We start from the raw sequence: 23008 nt of genomic DNA on the forward strand, positions 1-23008 counted from the left end.
CCGGAAAATATAGTGAATATTATGATCCAAAAATATCAGGGCGCGGTATTTTAGCGGCTTCCATGAATATCTGTCTGCTTCCTGCATCCTTTTCTTCAAATCTGGCGGATGAACAGCGTATAATCCGGCTCCTTTTGTCTATTTTTTCTTCGGAAGCATTATGAGCGCAATTTCCCTGATCCAGCCGGATCGTGACCTTTTCTCGTGGCCCCAGTACTGGGCGGCCTGCTTTGGACCGGCGCCGTTCCTGCCGATGTCCCGGGAAGAGATGGACCAACTGGGCTGGGATAGCTGCGATATCATTCTGGTCACGGGCGATGCCTACGTTGACCACCCGAGCTTCGGTATGGCCATCTGTGGCCGTATGCTTGAAGCGCAGGGCTTCCGTGTGGGGATCATCTCCCAGCCGGACTGGAACAGCAAAGACGACTTTATGCGTCTGGGTAAACCGAACCTGTTCTTCGGCGTGACCGCCGGCAACATGGACTCGATGATCAACCGCTATACCGCCGATCGCAAGCTGCGCCATGACGACGCCTATACCCCGGATAACGTGGCGGGCAAACGTCCGGACCGCGCCACGCTGGTCTACACCCAACGCTGCAAAGAAGCCTGGAAAGACGTGCCGGTGATCCTGGGCGGCATTGAGGCGAGCCTGCGCCGTACCGCGCACTACGATTACTGGTCTGATACCGTGCGCCGCTCGGTGCTGGTTGATTCCAAAGCCGATATGCTGATTTACGGTAACGGCGAGCGTCCGCTGGTGGAAGTGGCGCACCGTCTGTCGCAGGGCGAGCCGGTGAGCAGTATCCGCGACGTGCGTAATACCGCCATCATGGTGAAAGAGGCGCTGCCGGGCTGGCGCGGGGTGGATTCCCGTATCATTGATATGCCTGGCAAAATCGATCCTATCCCGCACCCGTATGGCGAAGATCTGCCGTGCGCCGATAACAAGCCGGTAGAGCCAAAAAAAGCGGAAGCGAAGGCTATCGTCGTGCAGCCGCCGCGCCCGAAACCGTGGGAAAAGACCTATGTGCTGCTGCCGTCCTACGAGAAGGTAAAAGCCGACAAGGTGCTTTACGCCCATGCGTCGCGTATTCTGCACCATGAAACCAACCCCGGCTGCGCGCGTGCGTTGATGCAGAAGCACGGCGAGCGTTTTATCTGGATCAACCCGCCGGCGATCCCGCTCTCCACCGAAGAGATGGACAGCGTCTTTGCACTGCCGTACAAACGCGTGCCGCACCCGGCGTACGGCAACGCCCGTATCCCGGCGTATGAGATGATCCGCTTCTCGATCAACATCATGCGCGGCTGCTTCGGCGGCTGCTCCTTCTGCTCCATTACCGAGCACGAGGGGCGCATTATTCAGAGTCGCTCTGAAGATTCGATCATCAACGAGATCGAGGCCATTCGTGATTCCGTGCCTGGCTTTACCGGCGTGATTTCCGACCTCGGTGGCCCGACCGCCAACATGTACATGCTGCGCTGTAAATCGCCGCGCGCGGAGCAAACCTGTCGTCGTCTCTCCTGTGTCTATCCAAGCATTTGCGAGCATATGGACACCAACCATGAGCCGACGATCAACCTCTATCGCCGCGCGCGTGACCTGAAGGGCATCAAAAAGATCCTGATTGCCTCCGGGGTACGTTACGACATCGCCGTGGAAGATCCGCGCTACATCAAAGAGCTGGCGACGCACCACGTCGGCGGGTATCTGAAGATTGCGCCGGAGCACACCGAAGAAGGTCCGCTGTCGAAAATGATGAAGCCGGGCATGGGCAGCTACGATCGCTTTAAACAGTTGTTCGATACCTACTCGAAGCAGGCCGGGAAAGAGCAGTACCTGATCCCATACTTCATCTCTGCCCATCCGGGGACGCGCGATGAAGACATGGTGAACCTGGCGCTGTGGCTGAAACAGCGTCGCTTCCGTCTGGATCAGGTACAGAACTTCTATCCGTCACCGCTCGCCAACTCCACAACCATGTACTACACCGGCAAAAACCCGCTGAGTAAAATTGGTTACAAGAGTGAAGACGTGGTGGTGCCGAAAGGGGACAAACAGCGTCGTCTGCACAAAGCGCTGCTGCGCTACCACGATCCGGCCAACTGGCCGCTGATCCGCCAGGCGCTGGAAGAGATGGGGAAAAAGCATCTGATTGGCTCGCGTCGCGACTGTCTGGTGCCGGCACCAACGCTGGATGAGATGCGTGAAGCGCGTCGCCAGAACCGCCATACGCGCCCGGCGCTGACCAAGCACACGCCGATTGTGCATCAGCGTTCGAACGGTGTTGCGGGAACGAAGAAGAACGTAAAACGTAAGACCGGCTAAACCTGTAACAATGCCCGGTGGCGCTGGCGCTTACCGGGCCTACAGGTCAGTGCGTAGGCCGGGTAAGGCGCAGCCGCCACCCGGCTTTTTTCTGCATAAGGGCAGGAGGCCCAAAATGAAAATAAAGAAGTTAACGAGAGCGATGCTGATTGGCCTGACGTTAAGCGGTTGTGTAATGCACCGCCAGACACAGCCAGAAGTGGAAGGACGTCTAATCGACAGCGCAGGTAAGCCAGTCCCGGGCGCTAAAATAACATTAGAGAGGGAGCAAACGCTTTCTGACGACAACGGTCGTTTTGCTTTTCAGAGCCAGCATGAGTGGATCTTTTTTCTGCCAATAGGTCCGATGGACTGGATTTATCACACCCCGTTCCAGATAAGTGTCGACGGAAAGGAATATGAAGCAGAAGCAGGCGGCGGTCTCGGTGGACCACATGAACTTGACGGGAAAAAAGCGTTTAACGTTATTTGCACATTGCCTGACCTTCCCGGAGAAGCGAGATGTCAGTCCGGTTTATAGATAAAAATGAGCCCAGCGTAAGACCGGGCTCATTTTAGGTATTACCCACCAAACTGATCCGGATCCGGGCCTAAACGTTTACCTTTATCCAGCTTCGCAATCTCACCCAGCTCCTCTTTATCCAGGCGGAAATCCCAGACGTCGAAGTTCTCGGCGATGCGCGATGGCGTGACCGATTTCGGGATCACCACCAGGCCGTTGTCCAGATGCCAGCGAATGACAATCTGCGCCGGGGTTTTGCCATATTTATCCGCCAGATCGCGAATAATTTTCTGGTCGAATACCCCTTCACCGCCCTGAGCCAGCGGGCTCCAGGACTCGGTCTGGATTTTGTGCGTGGCGTTCCAGGCGTGAAGCTGACGCTGCTGCATTAGCGGGTGCAGCTCAATCTGGTTAATGACCGGCGCAACGCCTGTCTCGTCAATCAGGCGCTGCAGGTGATGAACCTGGAAGTTACAGACGCCGACGCTTTTCACCAGCCCCTCCTTCTGCAGTTCAATCATCCCTTTCCAGGCATCAACATAATGGTCGATAGCCGGAACCGGCCAGTGCATCAGATACAGATCGACGAAATCGAGCTGGAGTTTCTCCAGGCTCTCCTGCAGCGCTTCGCGCGGGCGCTTTTGGTCGTCGTTCCACAGTTTGGTGGTGATAAAAAGGTCGTCGCGGGGCATACCGGCGCTGGCCAGTGCTTTCCCCACGCCGTCCTCGTTTTTGTAGGCGGCGGCGGTATCAATGGACCGATAGCCGACTTCCAGTGCTTTATGAATGGCGGAGACGACCTCGTCGTTACCGGCTTTCCATACACCTAGCCCCAACTGGGGCATCACGTTGCCGTCCTGCAGCTTGATTACGGTTTGGTTTGCCATTTTTCCTCCTTCAGGTGCGCATCGCCGGAGGGGGACTCCGGCGATGGGGTGTGCATTAAGTCTGGACGAAATGTCAAAAAACGAAAGGCAGGATGCCAAAAACGCTTAGCGCGCCGCCTCGTAGATACGACGGCTAACGTCCAGCGTAATGTCGCCGTGTTCGCCCAGCTGAGTCATACCGTGTTCTTCCAGTTTAGCCAGCAGGGCAGGGATAGAGCTGCCATCCAGACCATAGCCGGACAGACGCGTTGGCACGCCCAGGCCTTCAAAGAAGTTGCGGGTCGCTTCGATTGCCGCATCGATACGCGCGTCGTCAGAACCTTCGGTGATGTTCCAGACACGTTCCGCGTACTGCAGCAGTTTGGCGCGTTTGGTATCACGTTTTTCGTTCCACAGGGCAGGCAGAACCACCGCCAGCGTCTGGGCGTGATCCAGCCCGTGCATCGCCGTCAGTTCATGGCCCAGCATGTGGGTTGCCCAGTCCTGCGGCACGCCTGCGCCAATCAGTCCGTTCAGCGCCTGCGTTGCAGCCCACATTACGTTGGCTCGCACGTCGTAGTTTTCCGGCTCTTTCAGCGCTTTCGGACCGTCTTCGACAAGCGTCAGCAGAATACCTTCCGCGAAGCGGTCCTGAATTTTGGCATCCACCGGGTAAGTCACGTACTGCTCAACGGTGTGAACAAAGGCGTCGACCACGCCGTTCGCGACCTGACGCGCGGGCAGGGTGTAGGTGTACACCGGATCGAGGATCGCGAATACCGGCTGAACGTGCTCGTTCATAAAGGCCTGTTTGTCTCCGGTGGTTTTACGGGAGATCACCGCGCCTTTGTTGGATTCAGAACCGGTGGCTGGCAGGGTCAGCACGGAGCCCATCGGGATCGCGCTTTTAATGTCGCTGCCGCGGGTTTCCAGGATATGCCAGGGGTCGATACCGTCGGCGTAGTGTGCTGCCGCGGCGATGAACTTCGTGCCGTCCAGCACGGAACCCCCGCCGACAGCCAGCAGGAAGGTGATGTTTTCTTCGCGGGCGATTTTCACCGCGTTCATCAGCGTTTCATAAGAGGGGTTTGGCTCGATACCGCCAAACTCGCGCACGTCCAGCCCTTCCAGTGCGCTGTAAACCTGATCCAGCACGCCGGTTTTTTTCACGCTGCCGCCACCGTAGGTGATCAGCACGCGGGCGTCAGCGGGGATCTGTGCACGCAGATCGGCGATAGCGCCTTTACCAAACAGGATGCGGGTTGGGGTGTGGAGATTAAAATTATTCATGGCTCGTTCCCTATCGTGGGTGAAAAATCGTGGCGGCGCGGATGGCTACCTGATGCTGCACATTTTGGCTGCCCGGGGATATCCTCTCAATGCACATTCCTGCCGATGTCTTGCCCATTTCTACAGAGCACTGGAGAAACGTCAGGAAAATGCGCAGACTGTGAGGGTCGCAAACCGTACCCGGAGTAACGCTAAATGAACCGTGAAGCCATCTGTCTTCAGCTCACTTCGCAGATTAAAAGACTGATTGATAAGCAAAATAACCCAGGCGAACTGCTGCCGGATATTCGCTTGCTCTACGGGACGCAGCCGGGAACGCGGACGCCGGTGATGTATCAGCCGGGCATCGTTTTTCTCTTTTCCGGCCATAAAATTGGTTATATCAATGAACGCGTGTTCCGTTATGACACCAATGAATATCTGCTGCTGACAGTACCTTTACCCTTCGAATGTGAAACCTTCGCGACAGAGGCGGTTCCGCTGGCGGGGATCCGCGTGAATGTCGATATTCTTCAGCTTCAGGAGCTGCTGATGGAGATTGGCGAAGACGAGCTTTTCCAGCCGTCGATGGCGGCGAGCGGCATTAACTCAGCCACGCTATCAGAGGAGATCCTCTGTGCCATTGAGCGTCTGCTGGACGTGATGGAGAGGCCGCTGGATGCGCGTATTCTGGGCAAGCAAATCATCCGCGAAATTCTCTATCATGTGCTGCTGGGGCCGGGGGGCGGGGCATTACTGGCGCTGGTCAGTCGGCAGACCCACTTCAGCCTGATAAGCCGCGTACTTAAGCGCATTGAAAGCCAGTACACGGAAAACCTCAGCGTTGACCAGCTGGCGGCGGAAGCGAACATGAGCGTCTCGGCGTTTCACCACAACTTTAAGTCGGTGACCAGCACCTCGCCGCTGCAGTACCTCAAAACCTACCGGCTGCATAAGGCTCGTATGTTGATGATCCACGACGGCATGAAGGCCAGCGCGGCGGCGATGCGGGTCGGGTATGAAAGTGCATCGCAATTTAGTCGGGAGTTTAAGCGCTACTTCGGCGTCACGCCGGGAGAAGATGCGTCACGCATCCGAACCATGCAGGGAGTCTGACGGCAAACGTAGGCCGGGTTAGCGAAGCGCCACCCGGCTTTTATTTATGCACTGCAGTATTTCTTCTTAATCACCACCGCAATCGTTCCCACCAGTCCAGCCACCAGCAGGAACATCGGCAGCACCATCAGGAAGGTCATTACCTGGTCTTCATGGTGCTTCACAAACGGGATCATGTTCAGCGCGTAGCCGAGAGTGGTAACGACACCCACCCATAACAACGCGCTCAGCCAGTTAAAGAACTGGAAGCGGCGGTTCGACAGGCCGGAAATGCCCGCCATGGTGGGCAGGAGGGTGCGAACAAAGGCCAGAAAACGCCCGGCCAGCAACGCCAGCAGGCCGTGCCTGTCAAACATGCAGGTCGCACGCTGATGGTATTTATGCGGTAGCTGCGCCAGCCAGCCTTTCACGACGCGCGTGTTGCCGAGCCAGCGGCCCTGCAGATAGCTCAGCCAGCAGCCCAGGCTTGCCGCGGAGGTGAGGATCACCATGGTCGGCGTGAAGTCCATGACACCTTTACCGATTAGCGCCCCTGCAAGCAAAAGCAGGCTGTCACCGGGTAAAAATGAGGCTGGCAGTAATCCATTTTCGAGGAACAGGGTCGCGAACATCACGAAATAGACGATACCTACAACGTGAGGATCGGTCAGTGCGGCAAAGTCGTGTTGCCAGAGCGCCGCGATAATATCTTGAATAACAGCCATGGACTTTCCTGTGGAACAGCAGATATAGAGCTATTGTACTCCCTAATTTGCCCGACAGGGTTGATCGCGGGCGCAACTAATGCAGACTTTTCTGGTGGCAGTGTCCACAAAAGCATCCATGGAGTACATGTTTGCCAGCACTCTACACGATACGCGCAAACCCTGCTGCTAAATCGGCAATTAAATCGTCCGCGTTTTCTAAACCAATATGCAGTCGAATCAGGGTGCCGCTGAAGTCCACATCACCGCCGGGGCGCAGGGCCGCAATCTGCTCTGGCTGGTTAGGCAGGATCAGGGATTCAAACCCGCCCCAGGAGTAGGCCATGCTGAAGAGGGTAAAATTATCCAGATAGCTTGCCAGCTCGTCATTATTCAGCCGTTTTTTTAGAACGAATGAGAACAAACCGCTGCTACCCGTAAAGTCTCGTTGCCAGAATTCATGCCCTTTACTGCCCGGCAGTGCCGGATGGTTGACGCGCTCAACCTGCGGGTGCTGCGCCAGCCACTCGGCTATCTTCAGGCTGCTTTCATGATGCTGACGCAGGCGCACGCCCAGGGTACGGATGCCGCGGCTGGTCATGTAGGCGGTATCGGCATCGACCATTTGCCCCATCAGGTAGGCATTTTCCCGTAGCTGATCCCAGCAGCGGGCGTTAGAAACGGCCGTGCCGATCATCCCGTCAGAGTGGCCAATCAGATACTTGGTCGCCGCCTGAATGGAGATATCAATATCGAATTCCAGCGCTTTAAACAGCACGCCCGCCGCCCAGGTGTTGTCGATCATGATAATCGCCTCCGGCGCTTTGCTGCGCACGGCCTTCACAATGGCCGGCACGTCGTGCACTTCCATGGTGATTGAACCTGGCGATTCCAGGAACACGATGCGCGTGTTGGGCTGAATAAGCTCTGCGATGCCCTCGCCAATCAGCGGGTCGAACCAGTCGGTGGTCACGCCGAGGCGGGTGAGGATCTTGGTGCAGAAATCCTGGCTGGGCTCGTAGGCGGTGTTGGTCATCAGAATATGGTCGCCCTGTTCCACGAACGCCAGAATGGTGTTGGCGACCGCCGCCGCGCCGCACGGAAACAGCGCGCAGCCTGCGCCGCCTTCCAGCTCGCACATGGCTTCCTGCAGTGAGAAATGGGTTAGCGTGCCACGACGGCCGTAAAACAACCCTCCTTTGGCGCGGTTGCGCGTGGCGTTTTTTTTGTCCTCGACGGTATCAAACACCAGCGAGGAGGCTCGTTGAATCACGCTGTTCACCGCTCCCTGCGTATATTTTTTGCTGCGTCCGGCCTGTACCAGCGTGGTATCAAGATGCTTCTTTGTCATGTTCGCTAACCCTGTTTTTTATACGTCTGGACGTCCAGACTACCACGATTGTAAAAATCTGCACCCGGATGCTTATCGAATAAGCAGAAAATATTAGCAAAAAAGCGCATAAGAAATTTTTACTGCGTAAGCGCAAGGAATGTGAGCGAAAATTGCGGCACTATGTAAATAGTAATGAGAACGACTATCAATTCGACGATGTTTTGATATTATTACGTTCAGATTTTGTGATTTGCGTCCTGGAGATACAGAGTGGGTAATAATTTGATGCAGACGGATCTCTCCGTTTGGGGCATGTATCATCATGCTGACATCGTGGTTAAGATTGTGATGATCGGCCTGATTCTGGCGTCCGTGATCACGTGGGCTATCTTCTTTGGCAAGAGCGCCGAGCTGATTTCTCAGAAGCGCCGCCTCAAGCGGGAGCAGCAGCAGCTGGCCGAAGCCCGCTCTCTGGATCAGGCGGCTGATATGACTTCATCCTTCCACGCGAAAAGCCTGACCACCCTGTTAGTTAACGAAGCGCAAAACGAGCTGGAACTCTCCGCAGGCAGTGAAGATAACGAAGGCATTAAAGAACGTACCGGCTTCCGTCTGGAGCGCCGTGTCGCCGCCGTGGGCCGTCATATGGGCCGGGGCAATGGTTATCTGGCGACCATCGGGGCGATCTCGCCGTTCGTCGGTCTGTTCGGTACGGTCTGGGGCATCATGAACAGCTTTATCGGGATTGCACAAACCCAAACGACGAACCTGGCGGTGGTTGCTCCGGGTATCGCCGAAGCGCTGCTGGCGACGGCTATCGGTCTGGTTGCGGCGATCCCGGCGGTGGTTATCTATAACGTCTTCGCGCGAATGATTGGCAGCTATAAAGCCACGCTCGGTGACGTCGCCGCACAGGTTCTGCTGCTGCAAAGCCGCGATCTTGATCTGAATGCCAGCGCCGTTAAACCGGTGCACGCGGCGTCTAAACTGCGCGTAGGTTAATGAATTATGGCAATGCGTCTTAATGAAAATCTGGACGACAACGGCGAAATGCATGAAATCAACGTAACGCCGTTTATCGACGTTATGCTGGTTCTGCTGATTATCTTCATGGTGGCTGCGCCGCTGGCGACGGTCGACGTGAAGGTAAACCTGCCGGCCTCGTCCAGCCAGCCGCAGCCGCGCCCGGAAAAACCTATCTATCTGTCAGTGAAAGCGGATAAATCGATGTTCCTCGGGAACGACCCGGTAACGGCGGACTCTGTCATCCCCGCGCTGGATCAACTCACTGGCGGTAAGAAAGACACGACGGTCTTCTTCCGTGCGGATAAAACCGTTGATTACGAGACCATGATGAAAGTCATGGATACGCTGCATCAGGCGGGATATCTGAAGATAGGGCTGGTCGGCGAAGAGAAAGCGGCCGCGAAATGACGAAGAAGCTGGCGAAAGCCGGCTTTTTTTATGCCTGTCGGGTTATTCGTGTTTGTTCGTCGTCGGTGCGGTAGCGGGGGTTGCCAGTGCGTCTTCATCGAGCGCGACACAGGTGACGTTTGACGTGCGGTACTCGCCGTCAGAGAGTTTGCGCGTCAGGCGCAGGGTCGCGGTTTCTCTGGCCAGCAGATACTGGTAAATGGCCTCCAGACGCCCCAGAAGCTTCTCTTTCAGTTCGGGTCGCTGTTCGATGATGGCATTCATCACGGCGCCGTAAATCTCTTCCTTGACCTGTAAGGGATAAATCTCGCGGCGGTTCTGCCACTTCAGGCGCACCAGCGTCGCCGGAATGGAAACCAGATCCTGGGTAATACGCGTCATCTCGGCGTTTTTGGTGTTACGCAAAGCCTCGAGATTTTGCTTTAAGATAAATTCGTCACTTTTTTTGTCATCTAAAGTCAAATAGACATCGTTATCTTTAACGTCTTTCACATTAATCTTCCCCCAGGTTATAAAAAATAGGGTTGTTTTTTTCTCGCGTAATTAGATTAAGCCAAATTTCATTGCCCGCTTCATTTATTTCTTTGGTCTTTTCGGCCATTATTTGACTTAGTTTCTGGGCATCTATTTCGCCTTCTGCCTGCAGGTCATTCAACAGGTGGACAAAGGCTTCAATTTTGATGGCGCGAAATAAGCGATCCTTTATATGACGATCGTGCTCTTCCAGCAACATATTACGGGATTTGCCGCTACGGGAAACACCAATTAATATGTCAGGCTCAAAATCAGCGAGCTTTCTTTTTCCCTGAGTGAAATTAGCCTCTTTTTCTGCTTCCGTCGGTTGCTGTTCCACAGGCGTGATGTGGTACTTAGCCGGGACGAGATAGTCGGGCAACATTTTTTAATTTCCTTTAATTTCAACAAGGTGGGGAAGATAAAGGCGTGAGTTTCGTTGACAATATCATGAGGCAATTTTAAAATCAAAAAAAATGGAGCCAACCCATGAACAGCATCTTTTTTACGGTCATAACATTACTATTACTGACCGCTGGTGTTCTTTTATTGATGCAAGAGTTCAATAAAACGAAAGAGTCGAAAGACACCAGTGAATCCCCACAGCCTGAACTGATGACTAAAGAGGAAGGTGAAGACCATTTCTCTGTTTTGATGAACTCCGTGACGCCGGTTTGGTACTGGCGGGTGAACCATGAATATATCGACTTTTTGCACGCGACAATTAAGCGGATGAAAATGTCGGAAATTAATGACACGCCAGGCCTGTTTGAAGCGCAGCGCCGCTGCAGTGACCTGAATTCAGCGGTCTATAAATATTATGACAATATCAAAAAGCGCTGTCTGAATGGTGAGAAGGTCTCGTATTCCGATTTAGACGTATTAAACCTGCGTCAGTGCTTTCGCGAGTTCAGCCTGGAAGCCTACCCGGAGCTGGTGGTGCTGGTCTGGCCGGAGTATGCGCGCCCTGAGGTGGATCCCAACAACGTCTAATGGTTAGTTGTTGCAAACAGTCAGCGCCGTTGCGATATACTGAGTGCTGGTTTCGTTTGCAGACAGGACTTTATGGAACGCTTCTTTGAAAACGCTATGTACGCCTCGCGCTGGATACTGGCACCCGTCTATTTTGGCCTTTCGCTGGCGCTGATCGCGCTCACGATTAAGTTCTTCCAGGAAATCTTGCATGTTCTGCCGAACATCTTTTCCATTGCCGAAGCAGATTTGATTCTGGTTCTGCTGTCACTGGTGGATATGACGCTGGTGGGGGGCTTACTGGTGATGGTGATGTTCTCTGGCTATGAGAATTTTGTCTCCCAGCTTGATATCGACGCGCGGAAAGAAAAGCTGAGCTGGCTGGGCAAAATGGATGCCACGTCGCTGAAGAATAAAGTGGCCGCCTCGATTGTGGCGATCTCATCCATCCACCTGTTACGCGTGTTCATGGACGCAAAGAATGTCCCGGACAACAAACTGATGTGGTATGTCATTATCCATCTGACGTTTGTGCTTTCGGCGTTTGTGATGGGGTATCTGGATAAGATCAGCAAGAAGTAATTTCCTTCTTAACCACCCTCTCCCTGTGGGAGAGGGCTGGGGAGAGGGCAGCAGACCGCACTATTTATCCGACGACGCCTGCCACAAATTCAACTCTCCATCCGCAACATGCTGATCAATGCGTATCAGCTCATCGTCCGTAAAGCGCAGGTTTTTCAGGGCCAGAACGTTCTCTTCCAGCTGTTCCGGGCGGCTCGCGCCAATCAGCACGGACGTTACGCGCTCATCTTTCAGCAGCCAGCTCAGCGCCATCTGCGCCATTGTCTGTCCACGTGCCTGCGCCATCTCATTGAGCAAGCGCAGACTGTTCAGATTGGCGTCGGTCAGCATCTTCTGCGTCAGTCCGCGCACCTTGTTCCCCTCGCGCTGCATCCGTGAACCTTCAGGAATACCGTTGAGGTATTTTCCGGTCAGCAACCCCTGCGCCAGCGGGGTAAACGCAATACAGCCGGTACCGTTTTGCTTTAGCGTCTCCAGCAGGCCGGTTTTATCCACCCAGCGGTTAAGCAGGTTGTACGACGGCTGATGGATGAGCAGCGGGATTTTCCATTCGCGAAGCAGGTCAGCCATTTTCTGCGTGCGCGCCGTTGAATAGGACGAAATTCCGACATACAGCGCTTTACCGCTTTGCACCGCATGGGCCAGCGCGGCAGCGGTCTCTTCCATCGGCGTGTTCTCGTCCACGCGATGGGAATAGAAAATATCCACATATTCCAGACCCATACGCTTCAGGCTCTGGTCGAGGCTGGCGAGCAGATATTTGCGCGAGCCGCCCGAGCCATACGGTCCCGGCCACATTTCGTAACCCGCTTTGGTGGAGATAATCAGCTCGTCGCGATAAGCGGCAAAATCCTCCTGCAGCAGGCGACCAAAGTTCTCTTCCGCGCTACCCGCAAGCGGGCCGTAGTTATTGGCAAGATCGAAATGGGTAATGCCGAGGTCGAAGGCTTTACGCAGCAGCGCACGCTGGGTATCGAGCGGCTGAACGTGGCCGAAGCTGTGCCACAGACCGAGCGACAGCGCAGGCAGGCGCAGGCCGCTTTTTCCGCAGTAGCGGTACTGCATATTTTCATAGCGGCCGGGGTTAGGGTGCCAGGACATGATGTCTCCTTTCTTATCGATGAATTTTCGAAACAACGTTTTCATTCTCTGATTATCAAATCACAAATCCTGTTGTTAAGCGATGTCGCGCCTGAAATGAGGGTTAAGCGTTAACCAGTGCTGTGGTACCTGTGAAGCCACGCTAATCAAAAATAATCACAAAAGGTTATAATTTCCCCATTTCCTGCCGATAACGAGAGAAGCACTCGCCTCTGGGCGAATTCACCCTCACGGCAAGGAAGATTTATGAATATGCTCCGTAATTTCACGATACGTTTCGTCATGCTGACGATCCTGGGGATCTTTTGTTTAATGTGGGCAGGCGTCGGGTTGTACAGCACCTGGTCCCTGTCCCGTGTTTCTGATGGCAATGAAGTCGATCGCCAGCTGGTCAAACAGATGACCATTCTTAGCCAGGGCAACGATCAGTATTTTCGCTTTGTTACCCGTTTGAGCCGCGCGATGGAAGCCAAAGCCGCCGGCGGTACGCCGGATCTGGCCTCCGCGCAACAGGCGCTGGATAACATGGGCAAGAAACTGGCTGAGATGAAAGCAATCTCACCCGGCCCGATGGATGAGCAGGTCTCTTCCCGGGTGATCGGCACCTGGCAGGCGTTGCTTGAACAGGGCGTCACGCCACAAATGCAGCAGGCGAAGCTGGGCGCGCTGGACGGCTATCGCCAGCAGGCCAACAACGTCACGCCACCGCTGAGCCGCGCGTTCGGGTCGGCGGCTGAGGCGTTCAATAACGCTGCCGCGAAAACGCTCGACAGCACGCGCGTGGTGGTGGACGACCTGACCAGCATGACCCGCACGGTGATTATCGCCGCCACCGTAATTGGCCTGCTGATCCTGCTGTTCAGCGACCGTTACCTGGTGGCGATGCTGGTGAAACCGCTGGACAGAATACGTCAGCAGTTCCGCCAGATTGCGCAGGGCGATCTCAGCCAGCCCATTGAACCGTTTGGCCGCAACTGTGTGGGACAGCTGGTTCCCTTGCTGAGCGCTATGCAGGACAGCCTGCGTGAAGCGGTCAGCACGATCCGCGCGGGCAGTGAAAATATCTGGCGCGGGGCGACGGAGATCTCCAGCGGTAACAACGATCTCTCCTCCCGTACCGAAGAGCAGGCTGCCGCGCTGGAAGAGACGGCGGCCAGCATGGAGCAACTCACTGCCACGGTGAAGCTGAACGCCGAAAGCGCACGTCAGGCAAGCCAGCTGGCCGATGTGGCATCGACCACGGCCAGCCGCGGTGGCTCGCTGGTGGAGGAGGTGGTGACCACCATGAGCGGTATTTCCGACAGCTCGAAGAAAATTGCTGAAATCACCACCGTGATTAACAGTATCGCCTTCCAGACCAATATCCTGGCGCTCAACGCAGCAGTGGAAGCGGCGCGTGCGGGTGAGCAAGGCCGTGGCTTTGCCGTGGTGGCAGGTGAGGTGCGTAATCTGGCCAGCCGCAGCGCCAACGCGGCGAAAGAGATTGAAGGGCTGATTGCCGATTCCGTTGCTCGCGTCGAGCAGGGGGCTCAACTGGTGAACGACACGGGAACCACGATGGAAGCGATTCTGCGCGATGTGACGGAAGTGACCACCATCATGAAGCAGATTGCGTCAGCCTCTGAGGAACAAAGCAAGGGCATTTCCCAGGTCGGGGTTGCCATTACGCAGATGGACGGTGTGACCCAGCAAAACGCCTCGCTGGTGGAGCAGGTCTCCGCCGCGGCAGCGGCGCTTGAGCGTCAGACTGAAGAGCTTCAGCGTTCGGTGCAGAAATTCCGCCTCACGGCATAACGCGCAAAGGCCGCCTCGTGCGGCCTTTCACGGGATTGCACTCAGGAAGGTGGCAGCACGCTAAGGGCCTGGTTAACCGCCGCCTGCAATCGCGATGGCGGAACGCCATCCCGGGCCTGTACCGACAAACCGTGTAAGAAGATGGCAAAAAAGTCTCCCAGGCTGTCTGCATCGGTGGTGTCCGGCAGTTCACCGTTATGCACGGCCTGACGCAGATGGTCGATGATCTGCTGTGTGCGCTGCAGGCGATGCTGTGCCAGCCAGGTTTTGATCGTCTCATTTTCCGCACTGACGCTGGCTGCGGAGGCGACCACCATGCATCCTTGCGGTAAATCCGGATGACAGTACAGGTGTACGGCATCCATCAGCAGCGTCTGGATTGTCTCCCGCACGTTGCTCCCGGTGGCTAAGGCCCGGTCCGCAAAGCCGCCTTCCTGTTTTTCATAATCGGCAATGGCTTCCCGAAAGAGCTGCTCTTTTGAACCGAACGCCTTATAAATACGCGCCGACGCAATGCCCAGCTCTGCCACCAGATCCGACATTGAGGTGCCTTCATAACCCTGTCGCCAGAACAGGTTGCGCGCTTTGATAAGCGCCTGATCACGATCGAACTGGCGCGGTCTGCCTGCCATTTTGTTGCTCCGGTTGCTCCTGAATTCAGTGAAACAGGATCGCTTAAATCCTCTGGATTACCAACGAATTTATAATTTTCGCTTGCGGTTATCCGGCTTTACTCCTATTGTTTGTCAATCGACAAACAATAGGAGTATACGATGAAAACCCTCAAAGGTCCCTCTCTCCATCTTGCTCAGTTCAGTGATGATGCGGCCCCATTCAATAGTTTGCCTGCGATAGCCCGGTGGGCGGCGGAAACGGGGTTTAGCGCCCTGCAAATCCCGGCATGGGATCGCCGTCTGTTTGACGTGGCGACGGCGGCAGAAAGCCAGACCTACTGCGACGATCTGACCGGCATGCTGGCGGAACATGGCCTGGTGGTGAGTGAACTGACCAGCCATATCTTCGGCCAGCTGATGGCGGTACATCCCGCTTACGACAGCTTATGCGACAGCTTTGCGCCACCGGAAGTACACGGCAATTCGCACGCCCGCGGCGAATGGGCGCGGCAACAGCTGCTGATGGCGGTCAAGGCTTCCGCCCGGCTGGGCCTCAGCGATCTGGGTAGCTTCTCTGGCTCGCTGGCGTGGCCCTACCTGTTCCCATTCCCGCAGCGTCCGGAAGGGTTAATTAAAACCGCCTTTGACGAACTGGCCAGACGCTGGATGCCGGTGCTCAACGCCTGTGATGAGCACGGGATTAATCTCTGCTATGAGATCCACCCCAGTGAAGATCTGCACGATGGCGTGTCGTTTGAAATGTTTTATCAGCGGGTAAACGAGCATCCCCGCTGCCGGGTGCTTTTTGACCCCAGCCACATGGTGCTCCAGCAGCTTAACTACCTGGAGTTTATTGATATCTATAAGGACGTGATCACCATGTTCCACGTGAAAGACGCTGAATTTAATCCGACCGGTCGTCAGGGGATTTATGGTGGCTACCAGTCTTGGATTGACCGGGCAGGACGCTTTCGCTCACTGGGTGACGGGCAGGTGGATTTCAACGCTATCTTTTCGAAACTGACCCAATACGATTATGCCGGCTGGGCAACGCTTGAATGGGAGTGCTGCCTGAAAAACCCGCTGGATGGTGCCCGAGAAGGGGCTGCATTCATCCGCGACCACATTATCCACATCACCGATAAAGTCTTCGATGATTTCGCCGGTGCGCCGGTTAACCCTCAGCAAATCAACGCCTTACTCGGCATTCGCTAAGCCGCGACATTACAGGGAGTCCCCATGGAACAACAATTCAGTGAGATCCTGCCTGCGGATCTCAGGGCAGAACACGTCTATACGAAAGTAAACGGCCAGCGCATCCACTGCGTCGTGGCGGGAAAAGGTCAACCGGTCTTACTGATACCTGGCTGGCCGCAGACCTGGTATACCTGGCGCTATGTTATGTGCGCGCTGGCAGCGGCGGGTTTTAAGGCGATAGCGGTTGATCCTCCGGGCATGGGTGAATCAGACAAACCCCGCGACGGCTATGACACCGGACGTGTCGGTGCCACGCTGCATACGATGATGGCACAACTGGGGCATTCGCATTACCGCATTGTGGGCCACGATATCGGTATGTGGGTTGGCTATGCCATGGCGAGCGATTTTCCTCAGGCGATAGAACGGCTTGTGCTGACAGAAGCGGTTATCCCTGGACTGGCACCGCCACCACCGATTTTTGTCGCACCGGAAGAGAACATCTTTCTCTGGCACTTCATGTTTAATCAGCTGGCGGATTTACCTGAAACCCTGACCAGCGGACGTGAATCACAGTATCTCAGCTATATTTTCGACCGCTGGTCGCATCGTCGTGAACGGGTCGCTGCAGAGGTGTATATCACCGCCTATTCGACTCCCGGCGGATTGCGTGCCGGCTTCGACTATTATCGCGCTATCCCGGAAACTATCCGGCAGAACCAGCGCCGTGCGCAAACGCCTTTAACCATGCCGGTGTTAACGGTGGGGGCTGAACACGCCACGCGTGATGCACCGTTGATAACTCTGGAGGGCAATGCCCTCGATCTGCGTGGCGAGACGGTGGCCGACTGCGGGCATTTTATTACCGAAGAGTGTCATGAGGCGTTTATTGAGCTGATCGTGCCGTTTCTGGCTGAGGGCACTCACTATGCCGCTTGATCCGCATATTGCTGATTTTCTGGCTGCGTCATCGGGCGCGCCGCAACCTGCCTCGTTAGCCGAAATGCGAGCCGCGACTGAAGCGGATTTGCTGCGGCTGCAGGGAGAAGCTGAATTACGCGATGACATGCAGGATTACGTAATCATCGCCGATGATGGTTACGCCATTGCCCTTCGTGTTTATACCCCCGCCGCCTCAAACACGGAAATGGCGCAGCCTGCGATGCTGTTTGCTCACGGCGGTGGCTGGTGTCTGGGCTCGCTGACGCTGTACGATCGGCCCTGTCAGGCACTGGCGAATGCCACCGGTCGGAAAATACTCTCGGTGGATTACCGGCTGGCACCAGAGTATCCCTTCCCGCGACCGTTAGAAGATGTTTATCAGGCGCTCTGCTGGGTCAGCGATCATGCCGCGCTTTTAGGCATTGATGCCAGCCGTCTGGCGGTGGGCGGCGACAGTGCAGGCGGCAATCTTGCTGCAGCGGCAACTCTGCTGGCCCGGGATCGCAGCGGACCTCACATTGAGCATCAGTTGCTGCTGTACCCGGCGTTAAGCCGCGGAATGTCGAGCGAAAGCTACCGTGAATTTGCTGAAGGGTATTATTTAACGCGTGATGCGATGGTGTTTTGCTGGGAAAACTATCTGGCAGAACGTCGACATCCGTATGCCGAGCCGCTGCATATGGTCTCGCTGAGAGGGTTACCGCCAGCAACCATCCTGAGTTGTGAATATGATCCCCTGCGCGATGAGGCGGAGCAATATGCGCTGCGGCTTGAGGAGGCGGGGGTGCCTGTACGCTGTGAACGGTTAGCGGGCATGGTGCACGCCTGTATTCATATGTCAGGGTTAACGCCCGCGGCACGTCGGGTGTTTGAACGGGCTTGTATATAGTTCAGAGTAGGGCTCCGTTTTCCAAACGGAGCCTTTTGTCTTCACCTCGCGCGTCCATGCCACAATGCAGCATCGGTTAGTTCTGCAAGATTGCCGAGGTAATTCCCATTTTTGTTGTCAAAAATCGTTTCGGGAATATGCTTTCTGAAACAGATCAGCGAGGCGATAAAATGGACACGTTGCTTTTACCCGGTCAGAACCCCCGAGTCTGGGCGGAAACCATGATCAATCTGGAGGCCAGGACACTGGTTAATACGGCCAACACGGTAGCGGCTATGCATCTTCAGGATGGTTTTATCCGCATTCAGTTTGTGGATGAGATAAGGGCATTCATCATGGCCCAGTTTGAGGCCGCTCGCCGGGCAAAAACGGATGATGACTGTATGGCCTGCCTGCAGGCATTGCGTGCTGAGAATACCAGTCTGCTTGAACAGTCCCGTTCCCTCAAAACCGGCTATGCAAAACTCTATGCCGAGGTCAAGGTTGTCCGGGACGAGAACAAAATTGTGGGCTACATCATCTCGGCTGTTGATGTGGTGGTGGCCGGAGCGGCTATCTTTGGCGGGATTGTTATGATGTCCTCCATGACGCCGGTGGGCGTGGTGGCCGGTGCCGTGATTGTTGTTAACGGGCTTAACACTATTTCACGTGAGGCCGCACACAACCTCCTCGGTGATAAGCAAACGGAGGGAATTTTCGCTGACGGTTCGATGGAAGTCGCAGAATTCCTGGGCTTCAGCCGGCAGCAGGGGCTGGGGACCTATAAGGCTGTCACGCTTTTCAGTGAAGTCTACGGCGCGTATGGTCTGAGGCTGAAACCCGAAGCACAACGGCTGTGGTACTGGACCAGGCCCGATTTCGTCAGGAAAGTATCCGACACGCCACGGCCCGCGATGGCGCTTAAAATTGCGGGATGGGGTGTTAAAGCCAAAGTGGCGCTTGATTTACTGACTATCGAGCCTGTCGGGAAATAGTCTTTTGCAGGCGGAATGCTTTCCAGCCCAGAACTGGTGGAAAGGTCACCCAGGCAATGATCAGGACAACAAGGGAACTCATGCCCCCGGAAAGAATGTGTGTCTGGCTGCCGGTGATAAGGGTGACCAGCATAACCAAAACCAGCGCGACCGTGACCCATACCGAAACCAGGAAGCGCCGTGAGAGCGCATCGATGAGATGCTGCATTGTACCGCCGGCTGCTGCGAGTCGGCCCTGTAAATTGTCTACTTCGCTTTTGCTGAAACCTGCCTCAAGCAGGTCTTTCTCACTGATAGCCATCACGTCCTCCCTAATCAGGCGAAAGTATACTGTATCAGACCAATAATCCCCAGGTGGCCAGCGTAAGCAAAATAAAAGAAATTACGGAGCATGAACGATGACAACTTTCCGGAGAAAGTTCCGTACATGAGGAGACCGCAAGCAGGGGGCTACCCGTCACGATCGCGGCAATACTTCCCGTTTCTCAAACGGAACCGAGAGAAGAAAAAAAACCAGCGTAATAGCTGGGTTTCTTTATCATATCGGTTTGAAATGCAGAGCTACGGCATTTATCAGTGCGTCGCTTCACCAATCGCCGCGCCGGCTACCGCACCGGCGGCGGTTTTGTCCATCGCCATGCCTGAGGTAGAAAAAAGGAGGATGCTGATCACCAGCGCTGTATTGATTGATTTCATAACAAATCCTTTGTGACTGCTGTCGGTTGAAACGTCGCTTCTCGCCGTCTGGCTGGAGAAAAACGTCCGCATAGAGCCAGTAATACCGGCCCATCCCTTAAGCTAATCATGCCCTGGGCAAGGATTTGCCTGGCCGGGCGGTTACCCGCCCGGCAGTGCATCATGCCTGACGCTTATCTTCGGTTTTGGTCTCGAAGTCGCTCGCCGCGTGGCGTTCGTGGAGTTGCTCGTTAAGCTCACCGTTGGTGCGATTCACAATCCGTCCACGCTTCACGGCAGGGCGGTTCGCTACGTCTTTCGCCCAGCGCTGCACGTTAGTGTATTTCTCTGCATCCAGGAACTCGGCGGCGTTGTAGACGCTGCCCAGCGCCACGCAGCCAAACCACGGCCAGACCGCCATATCGGCGATGGTGTATTCTTCACCCGCCACGTAGCGGCCACGGGCGAGCTGTTTATCCAGCACGTCGAACAGGCGTTTGGCTTCCATCGTGAAGCGGTCAATCGCGTACTCGATCTTCACCGGCGCATAGTTGTAGAAATGGCCGAAACCGCCACCGAGGAATGGGGCCGCGCCCTGCAGCCAGAACAGCCAGTTCAGCGTTTCCGTGCGGCCAGCCGGATCTTTTGGCAGGAAATGCCCGAACTTCTCTGCCAGATAGAGCAGGATGTTGCCGGATTCAAATACGCGTGTTGGCGGGGTGGTGGAGTGGTCACGAAGCGCCGGTATTTTCGAGTTCGGGTTCACCTCAACAAAGCCACTGGAGAACTGATCGCCTTCGCCGATGCGGATCAGCCACGCGTCGTACTCCGCGCCTGTTACGCCCAGCGCCAGCAGCTCTTCGAGCATGATCGTCACTTTCTGGCCGTTCGGTGTACCCAGGGAGTATAGCTGCAGCGGGTGCGAACCGACGGGCAGTTCTTTTTCATGCGTGGCACCAGAAACAGGACGGTTGATGTTGGCGAACGCCCCGCCGCCGTTCTTTTTCCATTCCCACACTTTGGGTGGCTGATAGGTATTTTCGTCTGACATGTTGGCCTGCCTTTTTTGTGATGTGTTGAGGCAGTGTAGCAGGAGATGAATAGACCGTTTAACGAACTGAGCGCAAAGGTCAGGGGAGGTGTATGATAACCCCACCTCTGTCAGGTTAATTACAACGTGCAGACGACGACAACCCTTCAAAAAATTGCCGCCTGCCTGTTTTAGGTTGGATACATGCGTAAAGGAAAGTTAAGCAGTGATGCGCCATTCGGGACGTTGTTAGGCTATGCGCCCGGTGGCGTGGCGATTTACTCTTCAAATTACGGCAGTCTGGACCCGCGTAAGTACCCGCAAGACGCGGATTTCCGCAGCTATATCGGCAACGAATACATGGGCCACAAGTGGCAGTGTGTGGAGTTCGCCCGCCGTTTCCTGTTCCTCAACTATGGCTTCGTGTTTACCGACGTCGGGATGGCGTGGGAGATCTTCTCCCTGCGCTTTTTGCGCCAGGTGGTGAACGATAATATTCTGCCGTTACAGGCTTTTGCCAACGGCTCGAAACGCGCGCCGCAGGCCGGGGCGCTCCTCATCTGGCAAAAGGGCGGCGAGTTCCATGAAACCGGCCATGTCGCGGTAATCACCCAGCTTTTGGAGGGCAAGGTCCGCATTGCCGAGCAGAATGTAATTCACTCTCCGCTCCTGCTCGGACAGCAGTGGACCCGTGAGCTGCGCATGACCGTTGAGAACGGCTGTTACACGCTTCATGACACCTTCAGCGATACCGAAATCCTTGGCTGGATGATCCAGACGGACGACACGGAGCACAGCATTCCCCAGCCCGAACCTGACGGCGAACTGCTGAAAATCAGCGGTGCGCGGTTGAAGAATAAACGTCAATACGACGGAAAATGGCTCAACGAAAATGACGCCCTGCAGCAGGCCTACATCCGTGCCAACGGCCACGTTATTAATCACGATCCCTGCCACTATTTCACGATTACCGAAAGCGCCGAACAGGAGTTGATTAAAGCGACCAATGAACTGCATCTGATGTATCTGCACGCCACCGACAAAGTGCTGAAAGATGACAACTTACTGGCGCTTTTCGACATTCCCAAAATCCTCTGGCCGCGCCTGCGTCTCTCCTGGCAGTGGCGTCGGCACCATATGATCACCGGTCGTATGGATTTCTGTATGGATGAGCGCGGCATTAAGGTTTACGAGTACAATGCTGATTCCGCCTCCTGCCACACCGAGGGCGGCTTAATTCTGGAAGAGTGGGTTAAACACGGCTATCGCGGCAATGGGCACAACCCGGCAGAAGGTTTGCTGGAGGAACTGACCGGGGCGTGGAAACACAGCCATGCGCGTCCGTTCGTGCACATCATGCAGGACAACGATGTCGAAGAGGACTACCACGCGCTCTTCATTCAGCGCTCGCTGCTGCAGGCCGGGTTTGACACCAAAATTCTGCACGGTCTCGGCGCGCTGAGCTGGGATGCCGCCGGGCAGTTGATCGACGACGAAGGTCGCCACGTCAACTGCGTGTGGAAAACCTGGGCGTGGGAAACGGCAATCGAGCAGATCCGGGAGGTCAGCGAAACCGAGTACGCTGCCGTGCCGATCCGCACCGGTCACCCGGCAGGCGAAGTACGGCTGATTGACGTGCTGCTGCGCCCGGAAGTGCTGGTCTTCGAACCGCTGTGGACTGTGATCCCAGGCAATAAGGCGATCCTGCCGGTGCTGTGGCAGCTGTTCCCGAACCACCGCTACCTGCTTGATACCGATTTTGAGGTTAACGACCTGCTGAAGCAGACCGGTTATGCCGTCAAACCGATCGCCGGACGTTGCGGCAGTAATATCGATCTGATCAGCGCCCAGGATGAACTGCTGGATAAATCCAGCGGCAAGTTTGTCGATCGCAAGAATATCTACCAGCAGCTGTGGTGTTTGCCGAAGGTGGATGGCAAATATATCCAGGTCTGTACCTTTACCGTGGGCGGGAATTACGGCGGCACCTGTCTGCGTGGGGATCAAACGCTGGTGGTGAAAAAAGAGAGCGATATTGAACCGCTGATTGTGGTCAAGGATAAGTAACCAGGCAGTAACCGAGCCTTCGCAAGGATCGCTTGCGGAGGCTTTTCTTTGTCTTTCTCCACCCTCAGGTTCCTCCCTCAAATCCTGCCTCACGGAGGAAGATTTCTGGCTGCGGCCAGG

23 protein-coding genes and 1 pseudogene are annotated in these 23008 nt (G+C 55.4%); 13 read left to right on the plus strand and 11 right to left on the minus strand.

All coding sequences use genetic code 11. The features are described from left to right. Positions 1-160 precede the first annotated feature (160 nt). Both EKN38_RS03860 and EKN38_RS03865 read left to right on the plus strand, forming a co-directional pair. Positions 161-2335, plus strand: coding sequence for a YgiQ family radical SAM protein (locus tag EKN38_RS03860; RefSeq protein ID WP_126521649.1), 2175 nt, complete (start codon positions 161-163; stop codon positions 2333-2335). A gap of 115 nt (positions 2336-2450) precedes the next feature. Then, positions 2451-2855 (plus strand): carboxypeptidase-like regulatory domain-containing protein, encoded by a 405-nt coding sequence (locus tag EKN38_RS03865; RefSeq protein WP_014833274.1) that lies wholly within the window; start codon positions 2451-2453, stop codon positions 2853-2855. A gap of 41 nt (positions 2856-2896) precedes the next feature. On the opposite strand, the gene dkgA is transcribed toward EKN38_RS03865, so the two are convergent. Both dkgA and yqhD read right to left on the minus strand, forming a co-directional pair. After that, on the minus strand, positions 2897-3724 hold the full coding sequence (dkgA, locus tag EKN38_RS03870; protein WP_014833273.1) for a 2,5-didehydrogluconate reductase DkgA: 828 nt from the start codon (positions 3722-3724) through the stop codon (positions 2897-2899). Between the two features lie 105 nt (positions 3725-3829). After that, positions 3830-4993 carry an alcohol dehydrogenase gene (gene yqhD, locus EKN38_RS03875; RefSeq protein ID WP_014833272.1) on the minus strand — a complete coding sequence of 388 codons (1164 nt, stop codon included), beginning with the start codon at positions 4991-4993 and terminating at the stop codon, positions 3830-3832. Positions 4994-5188: 195 nt separating this feature from the next. On the opposite strand from yqhD, the gene EKN38_RS03880 reads away from it, so the two are divergent. Then, positions 5189-6088, plus strand: a complete 900-nt coding sequence (locus EKN38_RS03880; protein ID WP_014833271.1) for an AraC family transcriptional regulator — start codon at positions 5189-5191, stop codon at positions 6086-6088. Positions 6089-6132: 44 nt separating this feature from the next. Here the strand turns inward: EKN38_RS03880 and yghB are convergent, their stop codons facing one another. Together yghB and metC are read right to left on the minus strand one after the other, a co-directional pair. Then, positions 6133-6792: a DedA family general envelope maintenance protein YghB gene (gene yghB / locus EKN38_RS03885; protein WP_014833270.1), complete on the minus strand. Its 660-nt coding sequence runs from the start codon at positions 6790-6792 to the stop codon at positions 6133-6135. 142 nt (positions 6793-6934) lie between these two features. After that, a complete protein-coding gene (gene metC / locus EKN38_RS03890) occupies positions 6935-8122 on the minus strand; it encodes a cystathionine beta-lyase (protein ID WP_014833269.1) in 1188 nt (395 codons plus the stop codon). A 252-nt stretch (positions 8123-8374) separates the two neighbouring features. On the opposite strand from metC, the gene exbB reads away from it, so the two are divergent. Together exbB and exbD are read left to right on the plus strand one after the other, a co-directional pair. Next, the gene (gene exbB, locus EKN38_RS03895; protein ID WP_014833268.1) at positions 8375-9106 is read left to right on the plus strand and encodes a tol-pal system-associated acyl-CoA thioesterase; all 732 of its coding nucleotides are present in this window, start codon (positions 8375-8377) and stop codon (positions 9104-9106) included. Between the two features lie 6 nt (positions 9107-9112). Continuing rightward, positions 9113-9538: a TonB system transport protein ExbD gene (gene exbD, locus EKN38_RS03900; protein WP_014833267.1), complete on the plus strand. Its 426-nt coding sequence runs from the start codon at positions 9113-9115 to the stop codon at positions 9536-9538. A gap of 42 nt (positions 9539-9580) precedes the next feature. Here the strand turns inward: exbD and EKN38_RS03905 are convergent, their stop codons facing one another. Together EKN38_RS03905 and EKN38_RS03910 are read right to left on the minus strand one after the other, a co-directional pair. After that, on the minus strand, positions 9581-10030 hold the full coding sequence (locus tag EKN38_RS03905; RefSeq protein WP_126521651.1) for a cytoplasmic protein: 450 nt from the start codon (positions 10028-10030) through the stop codon (positions 9581-9583). Between the two features lies 1 nt (position 10031). Continuing rightward, positions 10032-10436, minus strand: a complete 405-nt coding sequence (locus EKN38_RS03910) for a hypothetical protein (protein ID WP_013098709.1) — start codon at positions 10434-10436, stop codon at positions 10032-10034. A gap of 104 nt (positions 10437-10540) precedes the next feature. On the opposite strand from EKN38_RS03910, the gene EKN38_RS03915 reads away from it, so the two are divergent. Further along, complete coding sequence (locus EKN38_RS03915; protein WP_014833265.1) at positions 10541-11044, plus strand: ESA_00282 family adhesion-associated protein; 504 nt, start codon at positions 10541-10543, stop codon at positions 11042-11044. 72 nt (positions 11045-11116) lie between these two features. Next, on the plus strand, positions 11117-11605 hold the full coding sequence (locus tag EKN38_RS03920; RefSeq protein WP_013098707.1) for a TIGR00645 family protein: 489 nt from the start codon (positions 11117-11119) through the stop codon (positions 11603-11605). Between the two features lie 60 nt (positions 11606-11665). On the opposite strand, the gene EKN38_RS03925 is transcribed toward EKN38_RS03920, so the two are convergent. Then, positions 11666-12706 carry an aldo/keto reductase gene (locus EKN38_RS03925; protein ID WP_126521653.1) on the minus strand — a complete coding sequence of 347 codons (1041 nt, stop codon included), beginning with the start codon at positions 12704-12706 and terminating at the stop codon, positions 11666-11668. 246 nt (positions 12707-12952) lie between these two features. Between EKN38_RS03925 and EKN38_RS03930 the strand changes: the two genes are divergently transcribed. Continuing rightward, positions 12953-14500, plus strand: a complete 1548-nt coding sequence (locus tag EKN38_RS03930; protein ID WP_014833263.1) for a methyl-accepting chemotaxis protein — start codon at positions 12953-12955, stop codon at positions 14498-14500. Between the two features lie 41 nt (positions 14501-14541). Here the strand turns inward: EKN38_RS03930 and EKN38_RS03935 are convergent, their stop codons facing one another. Continuing rightward, on the minus strand, positions 14542-15132 hold the full coding sequence (locus EKN38_RS03935; RefSeq protein ID WP_014833262.1) for a TetR/AcrR family transcriptional regulator: 591 nt from the start codon (positions 15130-15132) through the stop codon (positions 14542-14544). Between the two features lie 141 nt (positions 15133-15273). Here EKN38_RS03935 and EKN38_RS03940 point away from each other — a divergent pair, with 141 nt between their 5' ends. The 4 genes from EKN38_RS03940 to EKN38_RS03955 all read left to right on the plus strand — a co-directional run bounded on the left by EKN38_RS03940 (position 15274) and on the right by EKN38_RS03955 (position 19116). After that, positions 15274-16329, plus strand: a complete 1056-nt coding sequence (locus tag EKN38_RS03940) for a sugar phosphate isomerase/epimerase family protein (RefSeq protein ID WP_014833261.1) — start codon at positions 15274-15276, stop codon at positions 16327-16329. A gap of 24 nt (positions 16330-16353) precedes the next feature. Further along, entirely contained in the window at positions 16354-17250 is an 897-nt protein-coding gene (locus EKN38_RS03945) for an alpha/beta fold hydrolase (RefSeq protein WP_014833260.1), read from the plus strand. Then, on the plus strand, positions 17240-18142 hold the full coding sequence (locus EKN38_RS03950; RefSeq protein WP_126521655.1) for an alpha/beta hydrolase: 903 nt from the start codon (positions 17240-17242) through the stop codon (positions 18140-18142). The genes EKN38_RS03945 and EKN38_RS03950 overlap by 11 nt, the downstream gene beginning before the upstream one ends. Positions 18143-18312: 170 nt before the next feature. Beyond that, entirely contained in the window at positions 18313-19116 is an 804-nt protein-coding gene (locus tag EKN38_RS03955) for a DUF4225 domain-containing protein (RefSeq protein WP_043951696.1), read from the plus strand. On the opposite strand, the gene EKN38_RS03960 is transcribed toward EKN38_RS03955, so the two are convergent. The 3 genes and pseudogenes from EKN38_RS03960 to yghU form a co-directional block, all read right to left on the minus strand. Beyond that, positions 19094-19417 (minus strand): hypothetical protein, encoded by a 324-nt coding sequence (locus tag EKN38_RS03960; protein ID WP_014833257.1) that lies wholly within the window; start codon positions 19415-19417, stop codon positions 19094-19096. The genes EKN38_RS03955 and EKN38_RS03960 overlap by 23 nt on opposite strands. A gap of 278 nt (positions 19418-19695) precedes the next feature. Further along, a pseudogene (locus tag EKN38_RS03970) lies at positions 19696-19812 on the minus strand (glycine zipper family protein); the annotation flags it as partial. 160 nt (positions 19813-19972) lie between these two features. Continuing rightward, positions 19973-20842 (minus strand): glutathione-dependent disulfide-bond oxidoreductase, encoded by an 870-nt coding sequence (yghU, locus tag EKN38_RS03975; protein WP_014833255.1) that lies wholly within the window; start codon positions 20840-20842, stop codon positions 19973-19975. A 183-nt stretch (positions 20843-21025) separates the two neighbouring features. Here yghU and gss point away from each other — a divergent pair, with 183 nt between their 5' ends. Next, positions 21026-22888: a bifunctional glutathionylspermidine amidase/synthase gene (gene gss / locus EKN38_RS03980; RefSeq protein ID WP_014833254.1), complete on the plus strand. Its 1863-nt coding sequence runs from the start codon at positions 21026-21028 to the stop codon at positions 22886-22888. Positions 22889-23008 lie beyond the last annotated feature (120 nt).

Source organism: Enterobacter sp. WCHEn045836, assembly GCF_003965585.1.
Taxonomy (GTDB): domain Bacteria; phylum Pseudomonadota; class Gammaproteobacteria; order Enterobacterales; family Enterobacteriaceae; genus Enterobacter; species Enterobacter dissolvens.